The organism is Streptomyces sp. WAC 01529 (assembly GCF_003945545.1).
GTDB classification, from domain to species: domain Bacteria; phylum Actinomycetota; class Actinomycetes; order Streptomycetales; family Streptomycetaceae; genus Streptomyces; species Streptomyces anatolicus.
In genome coordinates, this window is record NZ_CP029617.1 from 35,044 (window position 1) to 58,354 (window position 23,311).

Annotated in this window: 14 protein-coding genes; 7 read left to right on the forward strand and 7 right to left on the reverse strand. The window is 69.3% G+C overall.

What is annotated here, in order from left to right:
* Window positions 1-102 precede the first annotated feature (102 nt).
* The 5 genes from DMA15_RS00135 (at window position 103) to DMA15_RS00155 (ending at window position 8,244) form a co-directional block, all read left to right on the forward strand.
* Entirely contained in the window at window positions 103-678 is a 576-nt protein-coding gene (locus DMA15_RS00135) for a hypothetical protein (RefSeq protein WP_240659618.1), read from the forward strand.
* Complete coding sequence (locus DMA15_RS00140) at window positions 675-2,747, forward strand: DEAD/DEAH box helicase family protein (RefSeq protein ID WP_125510626.1); 2,073 nt, start codon at window positions 675-677, stop codon at window positions 2,745-2,747. Before DMA15_RS00135 ends, DMA15_RS00140 begins: the two co-directional genes overlap by 4 nt.
* Window positions 2,748-2,928: 181 nt before the next feature.
* On the forward strand, window positions 2,929-5,472 hold the full coding sequence (locus DMA15_RS00145) for a TerD family protein (protein WP_240659619.1): 2,544 nt from the start codon (window positions 2,929-2,931) through the stop codon (window positions 5,470-5,472).
* Window positions 5,473-5,706: 234 nt separating this feature from the next.
* The gene (locus DMA15_RS00150; RefSeq protein WP_346428898.1) at window positions 5,707-6,084 is read left to right on the forward strand and encodes a hypothetical protein; all 378 of its coding nucleotides are present in this window, start codon (window positions 5,707-5,709) and stop codon (window positions 6,082-6,084) included.
* Between the two features lie 39 nt (window positions 6,085-6,123).
* Window positions 6,124-8,244, forward strand: coding sequence for a tetratricopeptide repeat protein (locus tag DMA15_RS00155; RefSeq protein ID WP_125510628.1), 2,121 nt, complete (start codon window positions 6,124-6,126; stop codon window positions 8,242-8,244).
* Window positions 8,245-8,529: 285 nt separating this feature from the next.
* On the opposite strand, the gene DMA15_RS37175 is transcribed toward DMA15_RS00155, so the two are convergent.
* The 4 genes from DMA15_RS37175 to DMA15_RS00175 all read right to left on the reverse strand — a co-directional run bounded on the left by DMA15_RS37175 (window position 8,530) and on the right by DMA15_RS00175 (window position 16,573).
* A complete protein-coding gene (locus DMA15_RS37175) occupies window positions 8,530-8,997 on the reverse strand; it encodes a 3'-5' exonuclease (protein WP_240659620.1) in 468 nt (155 codons plus the stop codon).
* Between the two features lie 417 nt (window positions 8,998-9,414).
* Window positions 9,415-12,204 (reverse strand): RNaseH domain-containing protein, encoded by a 2,790-nt coding sequence (locus tag DMA15_RS00165; protein ID WP_125510630.1) that lies wholly within the window; start codon window positions 12,202-12,204, stop codon window positions 9,415-9,417.
* Window positions 12,204-15,464: a hypothetical protein gene (locus tag DMA15_RS00170; protein WP_125510631.1), complete on the reverse strand. Its 3,261-nt coding sequence runs from the start codon at window positions 15,462-15,464 to the stop codon at window positions 12,204-12,206. Before DMA15_RS00170 ends, DMA15_RS00165 begins: the two co-directional genes overlap by 1 nt.
* The gene (locus DMA15_RS00175; RefSeq protein WP_125510632.1) at window positions 15,461-16,573 is read right to left on the reverse strand and encodes a hypothetical protein; all 1,113 of its coding nucleotides are present in this window, start codon (window positions 16,571-16,573) and stop codon (window positions 15,461-15,463) included. The genes DMA15_RS00170 and DMA15_RS00175 overlap by 4 nt, the downstream gene beginning before the upstream one ends.
* 113 nt (window positions 16,574-16,686) lie before the next feature.
* On the opposite strand from DMA15_RS00175, the gene DMA15_RS00180 reads away from it, so the two are divergent.
* Together DMA15_RS00180 and DMA15_RS00185 are read left to right on the forward strand one after the other, a co-directional pair.
* Window positions 16,687-17,325: a putative phosphothreonine lyase domain-containg protein gene (locus DMA15_RS00180; RefSeq protein WP_164551652.1), complete on the forward strand. Its 639-nt coding sequence runs from the start codon at window positions 16,687-16,689 to the stop codon at window positions 17,323-17,325.
* 175 nt (window positions 17,326-17,500) lie between these two features.
* Window positions 17,501-19,819 (forward strand): DEAD/DEAH box helicase, encoded by a 2,319-nt coding sequence (locus DMA15_RS00185; protein ID WP_240659621.1) that lies wholly within the window; start codon window positions 17,501-17,503, stop codon window positions 19,817-19,819.
* 216 nt (window positions 19,820-20,035) lie between these two features.
* Here the strand turns inward: DMA15_RS00185 and DMA15_RS00190 are convergent, their stop codons facing one another.
* The 3 genes from DMA15_RS00190 to DMA15_RS00200 all read right to left on the reverse strand — a co-directional run bounded on the left by DMA15_RS00190 (window position 20,036) and on the right by DMA15_RS00200 (window position 23,311).
* Window positions 20,036-21,172, reverse strand: a complete 1,137-nt coding sequence (locus DMA15_RS00190; protein WP_206302593.1) for a hypothetical protein — start codon at window positions 21,170-21,172, stop codon at window positions 20,036-20,038.
* 65 nt (window positions 21,173-21,237) lie between these two features.
* Window positions 21,238-21,675 (reverse strand): ATP-binding protein, encoded by a 438-nt coding sequence (locus DMA15_RS37180; protein WP_240659622.1) that lies wholly within the window; start codon window positions 21,673-21,675, stop codon window positions 21,238-21,240.
* Between the two features lie 370 nt (window positions 21,676-22,045).
* Entirely contained in the window at window positions 22,046-23,311 is a 1,266-nt protein-coding gene (locus tag DMA15_RS00200) for a Mu transposase C-terminal domain-containing protein (RefSeq protein WP_164551653.1), read from the reverse strand.

Genomic DNA, 23,311 nt, shown 5'->3' on the forward strand with positions numbered 1-23,311 from the left:
TCTTGGGACCAGCCGAATTGCAGCATGGCTGTGGGGGCTGGGTGGCGGTGGACGCTGTGGGAGTGGGATGAGTGGGGGGACATGGCAACGTGGTTTGAGCGTATGGCAGCGATTCCTGGTGTGCGGTTCGCCGGGAGCCCTGGTGTCGTCCGCGAAGCGCTCGCAGCGGCACGTGTCCGTCCGGAGGTATCGTACGGCTCGCTGATGTGGCCCACTGCTGAGGGCAGTACGTCGGCAACGCCGGCCAGCCGGCACGTGCCGGTGGAGGCGAGCGGGGCGGGCCTGGTCAGCCGGGTCTGGGAGGCGCTGGAGCTTCCCGGTGAAGCGATGGACTACCACTTCGTCCTCCAAGGGGCGGTGGACCGCTTGTGGAGCGGTAGACGCTCCTACTCTGACGGGCTTGAGCTGCTTGAGGTGTTCGCGCTGCTGGACTTGGAGTTGATGGAGGCTGCCCCGCAGGTGGTCTCCTTTGACACCGGCTCCGTCCCGACATCGTTCGTGCACGTGACGTCCGTTCCCCGGCTGGTGATGCTGCTGGAACGCGAAGGCGCCTTCGCCGACGCCCTCGAACTGGCACGGCGGCTGGTCCGTTTCGACCAGGGTGAGGATGCGGTGGGCCGCCTCTCGGAGAAGATCGGCGCGCTGGCGGCCGAGTCGACGGTTGGCGGGACGGCATGAGCGCCGGGCTGGAGCAGCTGATCCCCTCGGCGTCCTACCTGGAAGAGGCCTTCCTGCACTGGGTGCTCACTCCGGCCGCGCAGCGGGGCATCGTGGCGCATGTGCGCAGCCAGCATCCGGTGACGGTCAACGAGCGCACCTACCGGCTGGACTATCTGATCGCGGGCGAGTCACTGCACCTGGCCGTGGAGTTGGACGGGTTCACCTTCCACAGTGACCGTGCCGCCTTCACCTACGACCGGCTACGGCAGAACGACCTGGCGGCCACGGGGCTGACGGTGCTGCGGTTTTCCTATGACGCAGTTCGCCTGGATACCGCACGCTGCGTCGCCCAGCTGCAGGCGATGATGCGCCAGGATGCCGTGCTCTCGCCTCTGGTGATCGCCGCGCCGCGCGTCGAGATCCCGGATATGGTGGGCGATCCCCTGCGGGCGGCCGACCCCCCTCGAAGCACCCGGTCACCAGCCGATGAGACCTACTTCGCCGGTGCGCGCGCTCAGGTGGCCCGGGAGCCGCTGCGAGCCTGCCAGGACGAGGCCCTGGCCGCGCTGGCCAACTACTACGCCTCCGGTGGCCAGCATGCAGCCACGGTGATGGCGGTCGGGGCCGGCAAGACCGCGCTGGGAGTGGCGGCCGCGTTGTCGTTCACCAGGCGGCGGGCGCTGGTGGTGACGCCGGGCTCGGTCATCCGCGGCACCTTCGCCAAGGCCCTCGACCCGGGGGTGCCGGGCAACGTCCTGTACGGGCTGGCGGGCGGCCCGCTGCTGCCGGGTGCGCGGCCGCCAGCCACGCTGGTCCTGGACGCGGACGACGAGCAAATCAGCCGGGTGAGCCGGCAGCGGCTGCTGGCCGCGGACGTGCTGGTCACGAACTTTCACGCACTGGGCACCGGCGACAAGGACGGCGACCTGCTGGCCAAGCTGGAGCCGGAGGATGTCGACTTCATCGTCGTCGACGAGGCTCACATCGCGGCCAGCGCCTCCTACCAGCGGCTGTTCGCCCACTTCCGGGGTGCGCGCACGCTGTTGATGTCGGCGTGCTTCCAGCGTTTGGACGGCAAGCCGATCGACGCAGACGTGGTCTACCGCTACAGGCTGGTGGACTCCGTCGCGGATGGCTCGGCGAAGAACCTGCGTGTGCATCGGTTCGCCCCGGATGCGGCAGCGACAGTGTACGAGGCGGTGTGGCCTGACGGGCGGCGCGAGCAGATCGTGGGCCGCGAGGCACTGTTGGCCGCGTTGGGAGACGAGCGGAAGATGGCCCGCATCACTGCGCAGTCCGATGCCTCGATCCGGCAGGTGATGATGGTGACGCGGGCCTGTCTGGATGCGCAGGCCAAGCTACTGGCCCCGGTCAAGCCCAGGGCGCTGTTCGCGGCGATTGGTGAGGCCCACGCTCAGCAAATCGCCCGCATCGCCGACGAGCACGGCATTCCCTGCGCCACGCTGCACCACAGCATGTCGGCTTCGGCGATCAAAGCCGTCCGGCGGCGCTTCGAGTCGGACGCGGGTGATCTGCAGGGCATCGTGCAACTGCGGATGCTCGGCCAGGGCTACGACTTCCCGCCCATCACCGTCGTCGTGCCCGTGCGTCCCTACGGCAGCTTCGGCGAGTTCTACCAGTTCGTCGGGCGCGGTGTGCGGGTGCTGCGGCATCCCGGTCTGGCAGCCGATCAGCAGTACCTGGATGTGGTCTGCCATGCCGAACTCGGCCTCGAGGAGCATCTGGAGGCCATGTGCGAGGACAACGACATGGATCCCGCGCTGCTGCTCGACGTCCCCCTGATCGATGTCGACACGCTGGAGGCCGGCGTCGCGGACGCCAACAGTGGTGAAGAAGGGGCATCTGACAGTGCGTTCCCCGGCGGGGTCGACGCGTTCGTGCTGTACGAGCAGGGGCGCATCGAGCAGCGGGTGGTGCATGACCTGGACCGGGTGGAGGCCCGGAGGGCGGAGCGGGAGATGCAGCTGATGGCCCAACGCTACGCCGTCTACGCGCAAAACACCGCGTCTCCGATGCCGTTTGAGCAGTTCGTCGAGTACATGCGGAGGCTGACCGGTGGCCACTGACCCATCGCGCTGGTGGCAGCCTGCCCTCGACGCACGCCCCGCGGACCGGCTTGCCCTGGAGGCGGCTGCCGGTCGGCAGCAGCGGTTCGCTCAGCTCGACGCCCTCGCGGCACGGCTGCTGGCCACGGCACTCGCCGGCCGGCGGGTGGCCTCGGTGGTCAGGGGTACAGGGCCCGAGGCCGTGGACAGCGTCAAGGTGTTGAGACTCACCGCCCGGCAGAAGTCGTGGTGTGCTGAGGCGTTCGGCGTTCAGGAGCAGCAGCGGCGCGGTGCCTGGTACCTGCCGCAGAAGATGTCGCTGAAAGCCGGGGCGGTGAACCTGCCGCACCTGGTACGCGAACGGCCCGCCCACGCCATGACGTTGGCCGCGGACGACTCGGCCGGCATCAGCCTGGTGGACGGCTCGGCCGACGCGGTGTTGCTGTGGTCGGTACTGGTGCCGTTGTTCGACACACTGACCGAGCCGATCCGGGTGCGGGCTGCGGGCCCGGCAAAGACCATCGACGACCAGCGACGGCTGTGGTCCGGCATCGAGGAACGCTACCGCCTGCTCGGTGTTGCCGACGAGGCGCTGGAAGCCTTCCGCTTCGGCGGCGGCTGGCACCGGTTGGACCGGCCCGGGCAGCAGCGCGCCCGCCTGCGTCTCCTGGACGCGCTCACCGCCGTCGATCCGCTGCAACTGGTCACGCGTCATCGCAGCCTGTGCATGCAGGCCCTGATGGCCGGCTTCGCGAAGAAGGCCGCCAAGACCGGGACCGCCCTGGCGCGCCGGGTCCTGACGCGCCCCCTGCAGCCGGTCGCCTCCGGCTACTTCGCCGGCGACTGGCTGGCCGTACTGGACTACCTTCAGGCGCCGCCGCACCCGGACGAGGAGGTCATCACCGCGCTGCCCGAGCCGCGCCTGTACGTGGGGATGTCCGCCCAGGCGGCCGGCATGGCGGCCGAGGCGGGCATCCCGGAGGAAGAAATCCATGCCATGCTCGCGGCCTTCCTCGGCGGCCCGACCTCCCTCTCCCCCGTCGAGGAACGCGTAGCGGCCCTGCGCGAGTGGTGGACGGCCTTCGACCATGCGCACGCCGTCCAACGGTCCGGCATGCGGTCGCTGTGGGGACTCGTCGATGACGGCATCATGGGCTTCGGGCCAGACGAGCACGGCTTCACCCAGCAGCTGTACCGGCAGGTGCTGCCCGCCTCGGTCAACGAGCGGGTGGACCGGCTGTGGCAGTCGGTGACCTTGCAGCGGCACGCCAGGAGCATTGTCAGCAACCCGCAACCCCACCAGCTGATGGCCGAAACCCTCGGCCCGGCCCTGGAGTTTTGGCACGGCGTCGCGCTCACCGCCTGGTTCGTGTGCGAAGGCCCCTACTCCCGCGCCCCTCTGTCCGGTGTGGCCGACTACTACAGCCGCCCCCTCACCGCGCTGCGAGATGCCGGCTGCCCTGTCCCGGCGAGCCTGTTCGAGGAACTGCGCACTGCTGAACGGCATTTGGGGCCGGAAGAGTCGATTGTCAGGGACCGCAGGGAGCTCCCGGTGGACACGGCCGCCGGCTCGTTCAGCCTGACCATGAGCTATAGCAGCGGCAGCCGCCGGGAAGGTTTCGAGCGGGTCCGCGATATCGTGACCCGCCATCGCCGTGCCTGGGCCGATCAGTATCTCGGCACCTACCTTGAGCAGCGCTGGCGCACCGCGCTGGAAGACGTCGCCCGCGCCCATCACCGGCACGTGGCCTCCAAGGGGCGGCCGCCCACCCTGATCCAGTTCGCCCAGTTCGCCACCACCGCGGCCGACCAGTGGACCGGCGGCGACCTCGGCGCCCTGTACACCGCGATCGGCGAGCCCGCCCCCGCCCATCAGGAGCGCCCGGCCCGACTCCTGCCGGAGGGCGACGGCCATGACTTCGCCCGCCGCGTCTACGCCGCGCTCGGCGGCATCACCGTCGACGACGACCTGCACGCGAACCAGCCCGAAGAAGCCCGACGGCAATGGCAACTCAGCCGTCTGGCCGTCGAAAGCCTGCGCTACGTACAGCTCCACGAAGCCCTCGGACAGCCCCCCACGTTCAAACAGTTCGGCTCCGCACGGCTGGCCCTGGCCTGGCCCGGAGGAGAAGCCGAAGGCTGGCCCATCTTCCAGCACACCCTCGCCGCGCTGACCGACACCGCTCTGCCCGCGAGTGCGCCCGCCGCGGAGGCAGCCGAGGACGCTCCCGGTCCGCCGGAAAGCAGCAAGCACCTGCTGGCCAAGGGGGCCAACGCCCCTCTTCACACCGAATCTGTAGTGGTACGTCTCATCACCACCGGCGCGCCAATCGATGTCTGTGCTGTTCTCCTCACCAGCCACGGCAAGGTACGCAGCGACGCCGACCTTGTCTTCTACAACCATCCGCACCACGACGGAGTCCGCACCAGCGGCGACACGGTCACCGCGGATCTGTCCCGCGTTCCCGATGACGTCCACACCGTGGCCGTCATCGTCAGCATCGACCTCGAAGCACAGCCCACGGCCGTCTTCGACCAGCACTCCACATGGCGTGCGGAGACCACCCAGCCCTCGGGCACCACTCTGTCCTTCGAGCCGGCACCCTTCACTTCGGGCGAGACCGTCTCCATCGTCGTGGAGGTCTATCGGCACGCAGCGGGCTGGAAAGTACGTGCCGTCGGTCAGGGCTACAACACGGGACTCGCCGGCCTGGCCGCGGACTACGGCATCAACGTCGAACCCTGACGGCGATGTCAGTGCCTGTCGCTAGGGTCGATTCTGTGATCAGTGACGAGGAACCAAACCCGCCGACCGGCAAGGAGGCACGGCGGAAGGCAGTCCGTCGCTCGTCTCCTGCCCACAAGTGCGATCGCGACCGAAAGCCACGTTGTCCGTCGGGTACTGCTGGAACTGCTGTGATCGCAGGAACCGTCTTTCATCCCGTGCCCATTGGCTGGCGGAGTGCGGGAGTTGCAAGAGGTGGCGCACGGCAAGAGAGGGATGGACATGTCGCATGGGCGGAGGGTCATGGTGACGCTTGCTGCTGTGGCCGTGATCGTCTCAACTCCCGTTTTCTGGCTGCTGGATGGGCCGGATACCGGGCAGTTGGTGGGGGCTTCGGTCCAGGGCGCCACCGGGGTGTGCGGCCTGTTGTGGGCCTGGATCCAGCCAGCTACTCGGGCGCGCGACACCGTCACGCGGACAGGACGGGCTGAAGCGTACGGCGGAGGAGAGGCCCACACCGGCATTCGCCGTCGTCATGGAGGCAGCGGAGTGGGTGGTGTGGAGCAGAGCGGGGATGCAATCGCCCGCGGACAGGGAAGCCGGGCCGGCACCGGCATCGACTACACCGGCTGAGGCAGGCTGCACGCGGCCGGGTGAATGGTGGGAGGGCCGATGAGACGGTTCTGGGTGAGGCGCCCGCCCCGTGCCCAGGCCGGCACCGAGCAAACGGCGCCGCCCGTCAGTGTCAGCGACAGCGGTGATGCCGTTGCCACGGGTGGTGGCGATGCGCTGAGCGGCTCCCGCGGCCCGAGCCCCCAGACGGATGGCGGGGCCGTGCGGGTGGAACGGTCAGGCGATGCGATCGCCTCGGCAGCCCATGCGGTGGCCATCAGCGGCCATGTCAGCCAGGTACTGGTCTCCGCTCCCCCGCCGCGCCAACCGTTGCACTGGCCCGTCCGCCTGGGCTCGGTACCGGTGCTCGCGTCTGCGTTCCAGGACCGGTCCGCGGTACGCGATCGGATCGATCAGGCCAGGGCCGGCCATACCACGGTGGTGCTGGCCCAGGTCCTGTCCGGCGGCGGAGGCGTGGGCAAGACCCAACTCGCTGCTGCCTATGCCCACCAAGCCCTGGAGGACGGCATCGACCTGGTGGTGTGGGTCGACGCCAGTGACATCGAGCAGGTCATCGCACGTTACGCGCACGCCGCACACGTCGTGGAGGCTGCGGAACACCTTCTGGGCAAGAGCGCTGAGTCCGACGCCGGACTGTTCCTTCAGTGGCTGGCGACCACCCGGCGTCCATGGCTGCTCATCCTTGACGACCTCACCGATCCAGAGGCAATGCAGAAGTGGTGGCCGCCGTCGTCCGCTTTCGGCTGCGGCCGCATCGTGGCGACGACCCGCCGCCACGACGCGGTGCTGTCAGGCGGCGGCCGAGCCGTGGTGGACATCGACACCTACAGTGCAGAAGAGGCCGAGGCCTATCTGCACGAGCGGCTCGACTCGGCGCATGCCGCCCATCTTATGGACTCTCAGGCCGGTGAACTGGCTGCGGCGCTAGGCTACCTGCCGCTGGCTCTGTCACACGCGGCCGCCTACATGGTCAACGAAGACGTCCCGTGTGCAGACTATCTGCACCGCTTCAACGACAGCACGGCCCGCCTGGACGACCTGCTGCCGCGCGCGGCAGACACCGAGGGCTATGGGCGCCAGGTCGCCGCGGCCCTCCTGCTCTCGTTGGATGTCGCACAAGCGAGCGAGCCCGTAGGCCTGGCTGTTCCGGTCATGCGTCTGGCCGCCGTTCTGGATCCAGCCGGACACCCTCGTTCCCTGTGGGCCAGCGACGCCGTCACCCGTTACCTCAACACCCGACGCACCCCACTACTCAACGGTGTTACCGCCGCCGTTGATCCCGACCAGGTGCGGGCCGCCCTGCGACTACTGCACCGCTACGGCCTGCTCACCGACCACGCTCAGGCCGGTTCCCGCGCGGTGCGGCTGCACGCCCTGACCGCGCGAGCCGTACGCGAGTGCACTCCCGATGCCACAGTGCCAGCGGTCGTGAAAACCGCCGTCGACTCATTGAGAGAACTATGCGACGAGGCCTCCTGGTTCGACCGTGAGACGACAGCCGTACTCCGCACCAACATCGACAGCGTCGATGCATGCGCCGGGGACCTGCTGTGGACGGTCGAAGGCCACTACCTCCTGCGCTGGACTCTGCGCAGTCTGATCAGTGCCGGCCTCGCCACCGCAGCAGTTCCCTATGGGCAGCGGCTGACCGGCCTCAGTGAACAACTGTTGGGCCGCACTCACCCCATGACCCTCATCACTCGACGCGATCTCGCATGGGCCTCCTTCCTCGCTCGCCGTCACAAGGACGCCTTCACGCTCCTGCAGGAGGACTTTCCCCACCAGGACGCGCGGCTGGCCCGTGAACGACAGGGACCCTCTCCAGCTGCCAATGGGCGTGTCCATGCCGTTGCACTACTGGAGGACACCGCTGCTGTCCGTGCGCGGCTGTTGGGTCCCGAAGACCCCGCAACCCTGGAATGCCACGTCAATCTCGCCGTCCTGTACTGGTCGCGAGGCGACAGGTCGACGGCCACTGCCCTGCTGGAGCAATCCCTCGTCGGCTGCCAGGTGACCTTCGGTGCCCACCATCCGTACACCACCTCGGTGAACGACCGGCTGTCCCTCTGGCGAGAGCAGCACAAGCGGCACTGGTGGAACCGTACGAGCAGCCGGCTGCATCTGATCCGACCAGCGAGGACTGGCGACTCAGTGACGTGACAGGCCCCGGCGAGCAGGAACAGATGGTCGACGCCAGACCCCAGGACTCCTCGACGTGCGGGCGCTGTAAGGCACAAGTCCCCCACTCAGCGCTCAACTGAGCCCCGAAGCCTGGCCCACGACTGCTCCGGCAACAGCGCATCCCTATAGAGGTTCTCAAGGATGTCAGGGAATCTCAGACAGATCGAGGGACCGCACCTCAGACGCTGCAACACTCCAGGCCACACATACACGTTTCGTTAGATGTGCAGCTCATCAAGCATCATCCAAGAAGCAAGATCAATCTCATGCCCAGACAGGGACCAGAGCCGAGAGAACAGCAGAGGATCTCACGCGCCCCTGACAAGACGAGAACCCACACTGGTAGCGGTAGGAGCGATAGCGGGTAGACCACAGTCCTTTCCAGACCGTGTAGGGGGCCATGGCGTCCACCCACCTGCGCGGTCGCGACGTCGCCCAAGCGGAGCGGGCTGGCTGAGGCAGGCGGTGGATTTCGCGTTCCAAGACTGCTCGGTCGAAGGCCGCGTTGTAGGCCAGGCAGGAGCGGGCCGCTAGGAGGTGGGCGAGGTCGGGTAAAAAGGCCTTGAAGGTGGGTGCGGCGAAGAGTTGGTTCGGTGCGAGGCCGTGGAGGGCTGTGGCCTGGGGCGTGATGTCGGCGAGCGGGTTGACGAGTTCGTCGAAGAGGGCGTTGCCGTCCCGGTCGGTGACGCCGATCTGTACGGCCCAGGCCGTGTCGAGCCCGGTGGTCTGCACGTCGAGGACACGCAGGTGCGGGTCGCTCAGGATGCCGTGAGCCCACCGGCGGACATGTTCTCGGTCGGCTGCCCAGCCTTCGGGGCGGCGCAGGGCGCGCAGGGCATCGTCGAGGCTGGGGTGGCGCTCGTTCAGAGACTGGACGTGCCACCGTCCGTCGAGGTCGAACCGACTGTGGACGGTGCCCAGGTACCGAGTTTCTTCGTAGGCGGCCCAAGTCGGCCGGTCAGTGTCGCTGGGGCGTACGAGTTGTACGGATGTGCCCCGTCGACCTGGTAATCGAGCCAGTGATCCCATTCCGTCACGTCGTCCGGGTCCACGGTGACCGTACTGCCTTCCTCCTGTGTGAGGCGTCGCTACGGGAGTCGCTGCCCAGCGGTTCGGTCGAACCGCTGGGGCTTTGCGTTGCGTCGTGGCTCAGGGCTGTGCGTCGTCGTCACCGTCGGTGGGGTCGACGGTGCGGCGGTATTCGGGGTGGTCCTTGTCCATCTGGATGCCGAGGTGGACCGGCGCGGGGTACTGGGTGCGGTGTTCCCAGTGAAGGGCGTGATCACAGAGGCGGGCGGCGGCGAGCCCGTAGGTGAGCGGGGCCTGGTCGGCCGGGTGGTGGAGCACGGTGATCTCCGTTGCCGTGTGGCTGTACCAGGTTTCGGCTTGTTCCTTGGGGTCGCTGCTGCCCCACCGGGTGTAGGACTCGCCGGCGCGGGCGTAGCGCGCGCCTCCTGTGAACTGGTGGGGGAGGTTGCACAGGATGAACGTCTGCTCAGCCTGTTCCATCTGGAACAGGCCGGTGGCGAGTTTCCCCTCCTCGGTGACGGGTTCGTCGTACTCCGGGGGGTGGCGGAGCCGTTCGATCAGGGCCGGCCGGGCCACGTCCTCGCTGCCGGAGGTGACCCGGACGACCGCTCGTGGGCGTTGGTCGGGTGGGAGCGTGAAGCCGGGCAGCGCCGGCCGCTTGTTGATTTGGCCGGCCGCGTCGGGTGTCTTGCCCAGGTTCTTGTTGGCGAGCAGTGGCCAGATGCTGCGGGCCTCGCCTCCGGAGACGTACATGACGTATCCCTGTGCCGGGCCGGCATGCCCGCCCAGTTCGTAGAGTGCGCGATCAATGTGGCGGGGCAGGAGTTCGTCGCGGCGTCGGCCTTCGGGCAGTGGCCGGGCGCGGAAGTGGTAGTTGGCGGGGGCGTAGTCGAGCCAGGTGCCCTGGCTGGCGTGTTCGGAGGGGAGGTAGGCGAGGGTCCGCCAGTACGGGCCGTGGGGGACGAGGGCGACCAAGGTCCACATGAGTTTCGGCTCGTCGGTGGCGATGCGCCGGTCCCCGCGCTGCTGGCGCAGGTGGAGCCCGACGTGGACGAGGGGTTCCTTGAGGCCGTTGGGGCCGGAGCTGAGGGCTTTGGTCAGCCTGGGGTGCACGAGCCCAGCCACGCGGGACATATCCGCGATGGCCATGTGGCCGCGGTGGTGTCCTTGGAGCTCGAGGCCCAGGAGTTCGAGATCGGTGGTGAGTTCGCGGTCCTTCTTGCGCGGGTTGCGGCGTCCGGGCTTGTACAGGGTGAGGAACTGGGCGAGGACATGATGCTTGGCGAGTTCACCGTTGACTCGGTGCTTGGCGTCCAGGAGGTCGGGGTTCACGACGGTGGAGTCGGTCTTCTTCGAGGCGCGTCGCTGGCGGGCCCAGGCTTTGGGGTCGTACTCGGTCTCGCATAGGGCGAGCAGGCGCGTGTCCTCGGGGGCGTCGAGACCGTGGAGTTGCCTGACCAGGGCGGGGCGTTGGTCGTGGTGTTCGCCGTGGGCCAGCAGTTCCGGCGCCGGCTGGAACAGGACCTCGATGTGGTCGTCGAGAGGGACGGGCTTGTTCTCGCCGATGCCGGTGGCGGCGAGGTCGGGGCGGTTGAAGTGGTAGGCCAGCAGCATCTGCATGCGTGTGCGCATGGCCTGGGTCCTGTAGAGAGCGAGGATGCGCAGTTTCCGGCATCCGGATGCGACGAGGATCTGCGGCAAGTTCTCGTCGTCCCACAGGACCGCGTCACGGCCTTCGACGGTGGTACGCCGGTTTCCGAAGGGGCGGCGGCCAGCGACCTGCACGCATTCGACCAGGGGCTGGTCAAGGACAGTGCTGACGTGCCGGGCGAGTTCGCGTTGACTGTACATGCCCACGCCCCTGCCGATCGGATAGCTCACGGCGAAGGGAACGAGGGCGCGGAGTTTGCCGGGCGGGCCGCTCAGGTCAAGGGCGCTGGGTGCGAGGAACTCGTCGTCTTTGTCGCGAGGGAAGACATGTTCGCCGTGCAGGCGGGTCCAGCCGTCTAGAGCCAGGCGGGTGGTGTGGTTCAGGTGGGTGTGGTCGCCGTAGCCGCCGAGTTCGAGGTTGAGAAGGGGGCCTTTGGCGTCGCGGGGCTCGAACCAGGCCGTGCGGGCGCTGCGCAGCGTGTTGCTCAGCCGGGAGACGGAGGGCTGGACGACGGCCACGGGGTGGGACAGGCCGGGGTGGGACTTCATCATCACGTCGAGCCGGAGGGTGGCGTATCTGGCGGCCGTCTTCCAGGCGTTGTCGCTGTCATCCTCGTCGTCGGCGATGTCCTCGAGCGTTTCCCCGCGGGCGGCGAGCCAGGTATTGCTCCAGAGCAGATCGCGGTCCCACACCTGGAGGCAGGTGGCCAGATCGCGGCGGAAGGTGACGGTCTTGCCGTCGATTTCCCACGTCTGGGCGGCGAGCTTCTCGGCGATGGCCCAGCCGGCGGCCGTCCACACCCAGCCAGGGGCGTCGATGCAGGCTGTGGTGCGGGTGATCTGGTCCCACAGCTGGACCTGTTCGGGGGCGGTCCCTGCGATGAGGTCGGCGATCTGGCTCGGGTACTGGAAGGTGAAGCGGTCAGCCGGGGTCTGCAGCAACGCCTGCTCCCAGAGGGTGACGGCGGCATGCAGGTCGTCGCGGTCGATGGGCCGGGTGGTGGCGAGGAACTTCGGCGGGTGGGCCTTGGAGGTGGGGTAGAGCGTGGCGCTGGTGTAGCCGATGGCGCGCAGGACGGTCAGCAGCCCGCTGTAGGGGAGGTTGGCTGTGGAGCCGGTGATGCCGCGGTATTCCTCGCGCACCTTCTTCCAAGCCGTGTCGATCTTCACCTCGGGCAAGCGGTACAGCAGCACCGAACCAAGGAGTTCTTCGTCGGTGTGGCAGGCCAGAAGGGACAGCTGGGTCTGTTCCGTGGTCATCAGACGCCTTCGTGATCAAGGTCTTCGCTGCGGGGCAGGGGGACGTGGGTGAGCGAGGGGATGTCGGGTGCGTGGGCGAAGTCGAGCCAGGCGGTCAGGGTTGCGCCGTAGATGCGGCGGAGGCTGGCCTGTTCCTCTTCGGTGAGGCCGTCGTAGTAGGAGCGGAGCAGCGAGGGGAAGTCGGAGCCCAGGCGGGTGTCGAGGAGGGAGTTGTCGACGAGGTAGAGCTGGACGGGGGTGCCGCCGCGGCGGGCGCGGCCGGCGAGCTGGATGAGGTCGACCAGGATTCCGGCGAGGATCTCGGTCTTCAGGTAGCGGGGGAGCCTGCTGAAGCGGGGGTCGCTGCGCAGCAGGGTGTGCAGGTGTCTTCGGGCGACCCGGCTCTGGATGGCGAGCATGCGGGCGGGGTCGGGGCCCGGGCAGGCCGCGCTGATGGCGGTTGCGTTGATGCTGGCGTACATCGCCTCGGGTGAATGCAGGTCGGCAACGGGGCGCAGGCCGACCCACACCGATGCAAGCGCGGACCGTTCGGTGCCGGGGACGAGGATGTTCAGTCCGCGGGCGACCAGCGGCAGGGGCGCGCAGATGGCCTTTACGTGAGGGTGGGTGCGGGGCAGATCCTCGAGCTGGTCGATAGTGATGGTCACGACGCCGGTGGGCAGATGGATGCCGGGTGGGATACCTGACTTGGGGACGACAACGGCGATCCAGGAGGCTTGTACCGCGACCGAAGCGATGCCGACGGCGAGGAGGATGGCCTGTTTGTAGGAGTTGGAGACCACCATGGCTCTGGCCCGGTCGGGGTCGTCTATCTCCAGCTGGCGGAGGTGCTCGGAGAGCCGGGTCTGCCACAGCCGCTCCCCGAGTTTCTGGATCTCCGCTGGTTTGTGGGCTTCGGCGATGCCTCCGATGGTGATGGGGTCCCATACGGTGTCCGAGGCGGAAACGTTGCCGGCCAGGGCGGTGACTGCGCCGGGGGTGGCGTCGGTCATGACGTAGGCGGGCTCGGTGTGCACGTGTTCGCAGGCAGCACGCGGGAAGAAGGCGGTCGCTGACAGGGCGAGGACGCTGCGCTCGACGCCGGAGGTGGCGAGGGCCATGGTGCCGCCGAGTTGGACGGTTCCGGTGTGGGGGTCGCCGCCGAGGGACTGGACGAAGAGTTCGCCGCCGCCCCGGTTGTCCTTGTTGACCTTGAATCCGAACAGCTGGTAGCCCAGGGGCCCATACGGCAGGGCGCCGTTCTGAGTGAATGAGCCGAGCGCTCTTGCCAGTTCACGGCCGGCGGTCAGCTGGGAACCGAGTCCGGCGATACAAGACTTCAGGTAGGTCAGGCTCTGGTGGAGGCAGCCCAGCCAGGCGCGCACGAGCAGCGCGTTGGTGACGGCCGCATGCCGCATCTTGGGGATCTTGAGGCGTTTGAGCGCCCGAGAGATTTCCGTTTTGAGGACGGGCAGTTCGTCCTCGCTGGTGTCCCGGCTGACGGCCCGGCCGAGGATGCCGGCCAGTTCCTGGAAGCGCGGGTCCGGGGCGGTGTCATCGCTGGAGTCGGGGAAGATGGCGCGGAACGCCTGGTGAATGTCCGGGTCGAGGCGGATGTGTTCATCGAGGCCGAGCAGGTCCCTGATCAGGATGCGGTCCCAGATACCGGGCACGTGCCAACCAGAGCCAGGACGTTCTTCCTCGTGCGTGTCCTGCTCGAGCCAGAGCTCGCCGTCCAGCACGTAGTTGAGGAACTGCTCCCCCAGTCCCCTGGCCTTGAACAGGGCGTTGACCACCCGGCGGTCGGCCGCCGCTGCCAGGCTCTGCCGCTGCTGGTCCACCTGCAGCAGCAGCGAGGTCTTGCTGATGCCGCGCGTGGCCAGGGAGAATGCGTGGGCGCCCGTGGAGCACCAGCTGTTCTGCAGGTTATCGACCTCGTCGACGATCAGCTGGCGGCAGTGACGGTTGAGGAACTCCATCACAGAGATCTGCCGAAGGAGACGCCGACCGGTGTCGACCGGGACCTGGATGAGACCGCGCAGCAGGTTGTGATGGTTGGTGACGATGATGTCCGCGTGGACCGCCTCGCGGAACAGCGCGTACTTCCCGCACACTCCCATCCGCGGGCAGGCGTGCGGGCCGGTCGGCTCCTCGTCCCCGGTGCCGGCCACGGGGTCGGTGACCTTGGTCAGGGCGCGGCACGGTTCGCGGCCGCGGGTGACCTTGGGGCCGTCCGTCACCCATGCCGACAGGTCGCATCCGTAGGCCAGCCGGTCGTGGCGGTCCTCGCGGCCCTGTTCGGCGGCGCGCTGAGCCTGTTCGGCGAGGCGGCTCTCGGTAACCAGCGGCACGCAGCGCAGCTTGTGGCTGGCGGTGGCCTGGGCGAGCTGGGCGGTGACCTTAAAGACGAGTTCGTCGTCCGCTGCGATCTTCTCGGCGCCTGTCAGGCTGTCGTGGATCGTGCTGACGACGATGGCGACGGGGCCCTGGCCGCGGTCGGCCAGGAGCGGGGCAAGGTTGTTCATCAGCACGCTCTTGCCCACGCCCGTCGGTGCGTTGACGATCGTGAGCTTCCCGGCCGGCAGGTTCAGACGGGTGACGGGAGCGCCGGAAGCGTCCTGGAGCCGGTCGAAGAAGGAGGCGAGCACGCCCGGCTTCCAGCCGTGGCGGCCGGGGCTGGCCGCGGCCTGGCGCCGGGCTAGGCGCAGGATCTTCTTGCGGGTGGCGGTCGTCGTGGCCGTGTACGGGGCGGTCGTCAGCTGCAGCGGCCGTACGTGGGCGCCTTCTTCGGTGTCGGGGATGGTCACCACCGAGGGCTCTGATCCCCCGAACTGCCACAGGCCGGGGCTGGCCACGGGCAACGGCAGGCGGGCGTCGTAGTAGTAGCCTTCGGCTTCGCGCACCAGTTCCCGGGCCAGTTCCAGCGGCTTTTGAGCGTGCGCGGCCAGCAGGTAGGTCGCCTCCCGGGGCGGCACATCATCAGGGAGCCGGTACAGGCCGCTTCCCGAGGTCGCACAGGTTCGCGCGAGCGCCTCGAACATGCCGCGTCCGGCCAGGTCGTCGGGGCGCACGTGCCAGTACTGGCCGGCCAGCTCCCGTACGCGCCGAGGGACCCGGGGCCAGTGCTCCCACAGGTCCACGCGAGCGGCCGCGAACACGTGCGCCTGGTCCAGCGGCACGACCATCCGGCCGTCGGCGTCACGGAAGCCGAAGTACTCCTCGGCCAGCGCCAACGCCGCTGCGACGGACAGCGTGCGCAGTTCCCACTCCTCCGGCCTCACCGCGGCGCTCCGCACGCGTCCTTGACCTGCTTGGCCAGGCGGCTGACCGTGGTCACCTTGACGCCCCGGCCTCGTACCTGGGCGGCGAGGAAGTGCCGTTCGCTGTGCTGGTGGTTGGGCAGGACGATCGTCAGCCCCTTCCGCAGCACCGGGCGGTTCGAGAGCGCCTTGCCGAGCGCGACGACCGACTCCCACGCCTTGGCGTCCACGCGCCAATGCCGAGTGCGCTTGCCCGGCACCGCCACGGTGATGTGCACGTCGTACTCGTCCGGCCGCTGCTCCCCCGGCCACATCTCCAGCTCGACGAACGGCAGGCCTTCGAGCTCGTCGCGCAGTTGGAGTTCGAGGAGTACGGGAAGAGTGCCGTAGCGCCACACGTGCCGGTTCACGGCCAAGTGATCGGAGCTGGCCGGCAGCGGTGTGACCGGCACCGCGGCCTTGCCGGTCCCGGTCAGCTCGCCCGGGCCCGGCCCTTTGCCGGGCGTGTACCGGTAGTGCACGCCCCGGGGCGCGTGGGCCTCACAGCGTACGTCGAACAGTGGCCCGGACCGCAGAGTCCGCATCGGCCAGCGGCAGACCGGGCACGGATACCACCAGCCGTCGACCTGGCACCACGGCCAGTCGGCCACGGACTCGAAGAAGTCGAACCGCATCCACAACCGGTCCCACTGGCGGCTCAGCTCCCGCACCGAGCCGGCGGCATGCGTCCCAAGAAGGGTGCGGGCGCACCGGTACTCCTCCGGCGAAAGGCGCCGCATGAGGTCGAACAGACGCTGTTCTTCCTGCTCGGCCCGTACCCGGGCCCACGGCCAGTACTGCTCGAGCGCCGCTTGCGGTACCAGATGCTCGCTGCACAGATCCTTAACCGCGTCACGGGCCAACCCCTGCGCGTCGAACAACTCCATGCTGTCGAACCGGTCGGGCCTGCCCGAAGCCGACGGAAGCAGAGGTCCCAGCGGGCCGCGCAGTCCCTGGCGGAACTCCTTCATCCCGATCTGCGCCGCCCGCTCAGGGCGGTGGGCCGCTCGAAGCACCGCCAAGCAGTCCATGAGCAGCCTGCTCCGGCGGCTGGGTGCCAGTACCGGATCGCTCTCCGCGACGACCGCCATGCAGCACGCCGTCAAAGCCTGGTCACGCCGCTCCTGATCCGCGGCCACTTCTCTGACAGCCACACCGGAACATATAGCCACGGAACATGCCTAATGTCACATACCGTTACTTCGTGCACGACAAGCCCACCCAGACAGGCCAACAGCCCGCAAAGGCGCTCCCGCCAGCGGCCGACACCCGCCAGCGATGGCAGTGGGCCATGGCTCCAGGGGTCGACTTCTCGGCCCCGGCCGCTGTCAACGAATTCGCGAAAGCCGGCAAGTGGCTGTGGTTCCTGCCGGTCCGCGCCCTCGATGCGGGCTGGCGCCTCATCAAGACGGCCGTGGAAGGCGGACAGCTCGGACCGGGAGCCAAGGTCGCCACGCTCGGCAGCGACTTCGACGGCGACCCCACACGCCGGCCAGTGATCATCTACACCGCCAACCATCATGACAAGGAGGACGTACAGCGCGTTCTGAACGCCCTCCGCGCACTCGGCGTCCGCGACGCACTGGCGTACAAGACCGACGAGGCCACGGCGCTCGGAGAATACGGAGACGGAACCAGCATCTACACCAGCCCCGCCGGAACCACCAAAGTCATCCGGCGCGACCGTCAGGCTCGCCCGGCCCGCACGCCCCCGCGGCCGGGACCGGCGGGCGCGGAACACGCCCGGCCGCTCCCGCCTGCTGACGGCACCTGCGACCCCGTGGCAGGGCACGGCTCAGGAACAGTGTCCACTGCGCCTAGCAGCAGCAAAGCTCGTACGTAGACTGCAGGTTGCAGATCTGTTGATCCGTGGATTCGGGCTGGTGCACATGCAGTTGAGGATCGCCGCCCGGCGGAGACGGACAACGCAGCCCAGGTCCTGGCGGCAGGCGGACCACGGGCCGGGTACGGACAGGACACGGGCAGGCGGGCGGGAACCGCGCGGAGGTGGGGCGGCGGTGCTGCGAGCGCATCAGGCCGAGGCGGTCGACGCGGCGGTGCGCGCCCTGGGGGCCGTCCCGTCAGCCGGTGCGGGGTTGCGGGCGACGATCGTCTCGGCGTGCGGGACGGGCAAGACCTTCATGGGCGCGCACACCGCGTTGCGGGTGGCAGGCGCAGGCCTGGTGCTGGTGCTGGTGCCGACGCTGGATCTGCTGGTACAGACGGTTGCCGCCTGGCGGGAGGCGGGCCGGGGCGGGGCGATGGTGGGGGTCTGCTCGCTGAGAGCGGATGCGGAGCTTGCCGCTGCCGGGGTGCAGTGCACCACCGATGCCCGGCAGCTGCTGGAGTGGGCCGGCCGGGCGGGGCGGGTGACGGTCTTCGCCACGTACGCGTCGCTGCCGGTGCTCGCCGAGGCGCATGGGGCAGGCCTTCGGCGATGGGATCTGATGGTGGTGGACGAGGCGCACCGCACGTCGGGGCCCTGGGGAAAGCCGTGGGCGGCGGTCCATGACGATGCCGCGCTGCCTGCGGACCGGCGGCTGTACCTGACGGCGACGCCGCGGGTGGCCGATTACCGGGCGGTCGCGGACGACAAGGACGACGGGTCGTACAGCGGGCCGGTGCTGCTGGCCTCGATGGACGACGAGCAGGTCTTCGGCCCGGTGGTGTACCGGCTGTCGCTGGCCGAGGCTATCGCCCGCGGGCTCCTGGCCCGCTACCAGATCATCGTGCTGGAGATCAGCGCCCCGGCACTGGCACCGGAGGAAGGCCCGCAGGCCGATGTGAGCGCGGCGCGGCTGGAGGTCTTGACCACGGCCGTGCTCAAGGCCGCGGCCGTCCACCAGCTTGATCGTGTGATGACGTTCCATCACCGTGTCGCCGAAGCCCGCGCGTTCGATCAGGCAGTTACGGAGGCGTCTGGTCACCTGTGGGGTGCAAAATCGGCGGTGTATCCGCGGCGCGTGTGGTCAGGCTGGCTGTATGGCGGCCACCAGATGGCCCACCGGCGCCAGGTGCTGGCCCAGTTCGCCCGCGGCTGGGGCACGGACGGCGTGGTGGCGGAGCGCTGCGTGCTCTCCAGCGCCCGGGTGCTGGCTGAGGGCGTGGACATCCCCGAGGTGGACGCGGTGGTCTTCGCCGACCCGAGGGAGTCGATCGTCGACACCGTCCAGACCGTCGGGCGCGCGCTGCGGCAGAGCCCGCGCGGTGACAAGGTCGCTTCCCTGCTGGTGCCGGTCTTTCTCTCCCCCGACGAGCGCCGGGAAGACTGGCTGGCATCTGGCTCCTACCTGCCGCTGGTCAAGGTCCTGACCGCGCTGGCCGCCCACGACACCGACGTGGTGGACCGGCTCGCCGCCTGGCCCGGCAACAACGCCACGGGCGCGGCAAGTCTGCAGGGCCCGCTGCTGTTCGCCACCGCCCGGGATGCGGCCGACATCGCGGAGTTCGTCAGGCTGCGGGTGATCAACCTCGAGCGGCGCGGATGGCTGCGCGGCTGGGCGGCTGGGCGCCGCTTCCACGCAGCCCACGGCCACCTGAACGTGCCCTACCACGCGAAGGACGGCGCGTTCCCGCTGGGGCAGTGGATCGCCGAGCAGCGCAAGGCCTACGGATCCGGCCGGCTGGCCGCGGTACGCATCGACGCTCTGGAACGCCTCGGCATGGTGTGGAGCCACCCTGACCACGCGTTCAACACGGGGCTTCAGGTGGCCCGCGCTTACCACGCGGTCCACGGCCACCTTGCGGCCGGACACAGCGCCGTCATGGACGGTTACCCGGTCGGGACGTGGCTGGCCAACCGGCGCCGGGAAGCGCGCCTTGCCGACGGCACACGAGGGGCGCTGAGTGCGAAGCGCAAGGCGGCACTGGCCGAGGTCGATCCGTACTGGTGTCCTCAGTGGCCGCTCGTGTGGCAGCGCCGCTATACCCTGCTGCGGCAGCACGTCGCCGCGGAAGGAGCGGCGGACATCGCCCCCGGCCACGTGATGGCCGGGGAAGACGTCGGCGCATGGCTGGCCCGCCAGCAAGCCGACTGGGGCATCCTGCACACGGAGCAGAGGCGGCTGCTGACCGAGCTCGGCGCCATCCCCGGGGAGGGTGGTGTGCAGGAGGAAGCGCGCGTCACCCACGACGACAAGTTCACACGCAACCTCGCCGCGGCGGCCGCATACGCCCAGCGCGAAGGACACCTGAACGTCCCCCGCAAGCATGTGGAGATCGCTGAGGGCACGGAGATCAGGCTGGGGATATGGATCTCCAACCAGCGCTCCCGCAGAGCGAAACTGGCCCCGCAGCGCATCGACGCGCTCAACGCTCTCGGCATGCGCTGGAGCTGACACCGGGGCAGCTGCCCGCCGGCGGAATCCACCCCACGCACACGGTCCGCGTCCACGCGGCTCCCGGCGCGACGACCGACAGGCTGGACGCCGGGGGGATTGGCCAGGGGCGACTCGTACACTCGCCGTCCTGCCAGTCGGCGTCACGCTCGTCATCGCCCCGAAGCCGCCTCGGCTTCGGGGCGAATGGTTCCCCCAGGGGTCTGCGTGGCCTGGTCATGCTGCGCCGGCCGGTGGCTTGTTGACACGTCGTGCCCGCAGTCGCGGGCGCCGGGTCGGCAGGGGCACCTCAGCGTCCACGCCTGTCTCCTTCAGCTGATGGTAGAACCACTCGATCCCAGCAGGAACGGCGTCGTGCTCGGTGTCCATGCCGGGCTGAGGTGGGCGCAGCCGGGCCTCTTCGGCGAGCCGGAGCAGGGCAGGGTGCTCCTCGGGCCGGATGAGCAGGGGTGCGCCGGGTGCGGGGAGGAGGCGGGTGAAGTGGGCGGCGGCGCGCAGGAAGACGGCCGCCCAGTCGGGCACCGGGTGGGTGGCGCAGCCGTCGACCTCGCCGAGGGGATCGTGGAGGGCCAGGGCGGCGGCTTCCTCGCGCCAGTCCGCGAGGCGGGCGGTGCCCAGCTGCTGCCCGGTGACGCCGGTGAAGACGGCGGCGGCCAGCACGGCGGCCAGGCGGGGGTGCGCGGTGACGGCGTGGATGCGGCGGGTGATCGATGCGGTGGTCTGGGGCGAGCGCGGCCGGGGCCGGGGCCTGTACCGCCACTTGATCGGCGGCGGTACGCATCCGATGCAGTGGTCCGAGCTGTCCCAGTCCGCCAGCCGCTCCAGCGCCGGCACGGTGATCCAGCGGCTGGCAGCCCGCGGCGGCGCGGAAGGCTGGTGCGGGCCAGGCGCGGGGGCCGCGGCGAGGAGGTCGCCGGCGGCCTGGGCGTGGGTGAGGGTGTGGCGCCGATCGGTGAGTGCGTCGCGCAGGGCGGCGGTCGGTTTGGAGCGGTGGCACACCAGGACCAGGTGCGCTCCGGTGTACGTCTGCAGGTCGAGCAGACGCTGCAGACGGGTACGGGTGAGCAGGTGAGCGCGAACAACGGTCAGGCGTCTGGCGGGGATCGCGGCCATCCAGGCGGTGACGGCCTCCCACACCGGAGCACGAGCGTCTGGAAAGCCTGGCATGTGGGCAGGTTTGCCCAGCGCGGCGAGGAGGTCGTGGGCGAAGTACCGGTCGCTGGTCGTGCCCGCGGTGGGGTGGACGGTCACGCAGCCTGCCGCCGGGTCGTGCGCGGCGAGGGCCGCGCGGGTGACAGCGGCATCGTCGCCGGGGTCGAGCAGGACGGTGACAGCAGGGGATGTGTCGTTCACGGGTGCGTGGCGTCTCGGGTCGGCGCCAGGGCGCGGCGGACAGATGCGGGCGGGGCCGGGCTTGCTCACGGCAGGCTGCGTCGGCCGAGCTTGCTGAAGACCCAGCGCAGCAGGTCCCGGTTGACCTCAAGACCGGAGGTGGCGTCCAGGGCGCGCCCCAGGTGGTAGGTGATCTTGGCCCAGGTGCGGAAGACGCCGTGAGCGGCCACGTCGTCGCAGTACAGCAGATCATCGGGGTCCACGCCGTGCCACACCGGGTGGTACGCGGGGATCGTGGTCAGGACCTCCTCACGGGGCAGCGGCCGAAACTCCTGCCAGATGTGCACCCGAGAGGCCAGCATGTCCTTACTGGCCAGGACCTCGTAGGTGTTGCCGCCGCCGACGAAGACCACCGCGATGTCGGTGTACAGGTCGTCGAACAGGTGCCGGAAATACTCGAACGACTCCTCCCGCAGCCACTGCGCCTCATCACACACCAGCACCCGGAACTGATCGGCCAGCACGTCCTTGAGCAGCGTGTCGAACGCGGTCGGCTGCCGCGGCGGGTCCCGGGCACAGCGAGCACGTTGAACAGGTTGTGGCGGATGTCCAGCACCGTCGGACGGCCGCGGAACTCGATACGGCGTGTGGCCTTGGGGGCGAGCTCGCGCAGGGCGGCGTTGACCGACATAGTCTTGCCCAGCCCGGCCGCGCCATAGACGCACATCATCCCTCGGGCGGCGATCACCTCCCCGAGATTGGCCAGCGTCTCCTTCATCGCCATCGTGCCCATCACGTTCGCGTCGGGCAGCGACAGGTAGTGGTCCTTGCGGGGCGGCGGCAGGGGGCCACGGCGCGGGCGGGCCGAGGAGGGGCGGGCGGCGGGTATGGCGTTCATCGCGCGGCAAGGCTGCTTTCGTCGTCGTCTTCGATGCAAGGAGCAGCGGCCTCACCGGGCTTCGGCTCGGTCCAGGACGCGGGCATCTGGGCGGGCAGCGGCAGATAGCCGGGCAACGCCACCTCGGCAAGATCCGAGGCGGCAAGCGCTCGCATCGCGGTGCCGGCCTCCAGTTCGGTGACCGTGCCGAGCACCTCGGCCGGCGTGCCGCGGGTAGCGGCGGCGTAGCGGGTGGCGCGGTCCCTCTCCGCCGCCCGAAGCAGCCGCTTGAGCCGGTCGGCCTCCCGGGCACGGGCCCGCTTCATCTCACGGATCTGCTCCGCACTGGCCCGGTTCGACAGGTACGCCGACCCCAAGTGCCGCCCCGTGGCCGCGTCGTAGACCTCGATCTCGTGCTCGTGGTGCGGCATGTAGCGCAGCCGCACCTTCCGCCCGGCCTCACCAGTCATCCAGGAATCGACGTAGTGCCGGTTCTTCCAGCGCACTCCCTTGTTGCCCAGGGTGCGCACGCGGCCGTCGTCCTCGAGGGTGAACATGTGCAGCGCGCCCGGCTCCGCGTCCTCGACCGGGGCGAGGTCTTCCTCCCACGCGGCCGCCGGAGTACGGCCGGAAAGAGACCGGGGCCGGTGCTCGGTGTTCCACCACGCCACCCACTGCCCCAGCAGCGCGATGAACGCCTCCAGCGGCAAAAGCCGCTGCCCGGCGGCCGGTTTCCTGCCGCCTTTCAGACGCGGCGCGGCGCTGTAACCAGGCAGAGAGGCGAAGAACATCTGCTTGGCGGCCTTGTTCAACGCCTCCACCGTGCCCTTGAGGTGCGGGCTGTAGCCGGGCAGGTCCACCACCGGGACCGCGAACGCCCCAAACGCCTCACCCACCGTGCGGGACAGGAAGTCCTTGCCGCGGTCGACCCGCACCGCCCCCGGCAGACCGCCGAACGGGCCGTGCTCCCCCTCCCGCGAGATCGCATCCCTGAGCGCCACCAGCACCGACTCCCGGGAGGGAACCTGAGCGGTCACCGCAAACCCACAGATCACCCGCGTAGCACAGTCGATAAACCAGGTCACCCACGGACGCCCCGCAGCCCCGTCGATGTCCACCTCAACCTTCACCTGGACGTGGTCGGCCTCCCACACCTCATTACGGTGACCGGCAGGCCGCTCAAAAAACACGTCATGATCCCGGCGGGCGGCCTCACCACCACGCATCCCCGCCCGCATCCCCGGCGCCACATCCCGCTCCACCGCCCGGTACAACGTCGCCAA

Excerpts from the sequence above, each read along its gene's own strand:
- DMA15_RS00140 (WP_125510626.1), top strand. The coding sequence starts at position 675 with ATGAGCGCCGGGCTGGAGCAGCTGATCCCCTCGGCGTCCTACCTGGAA.
- DMA15_RS00175 (WP_125510632.1), bottom strand. The coding sequence starts at position 16,573 with ATGGCGGTCGTCGCGGAGAGCGATCCGGTACTGGCACCCAGCCGCCGG.
- DMA15_RS00135 (WP_240659618.1), top strand. The coding sequence starts at position 103 with ATGGCAGCGATTCCTGGTGTGCGGTTCGCCGGGAGCCCTGGTGTCGTC.
- DMA15_RS00155 (WP_125510628.1), top strand. The coding sequence starts at position 6,124 with ATGAGACGGTTCTGGGTGAGGCGCCCGCCCCGTGCCCAGGCCGGCACC.
- DMA15_RS00165 (WP_125510630.1), bottom strand. The coding sequence starts at position 12,204 with ATGACCACGGAACAGACCCAGCTGTCCCTTCTGGCCTGCCACACCGAC.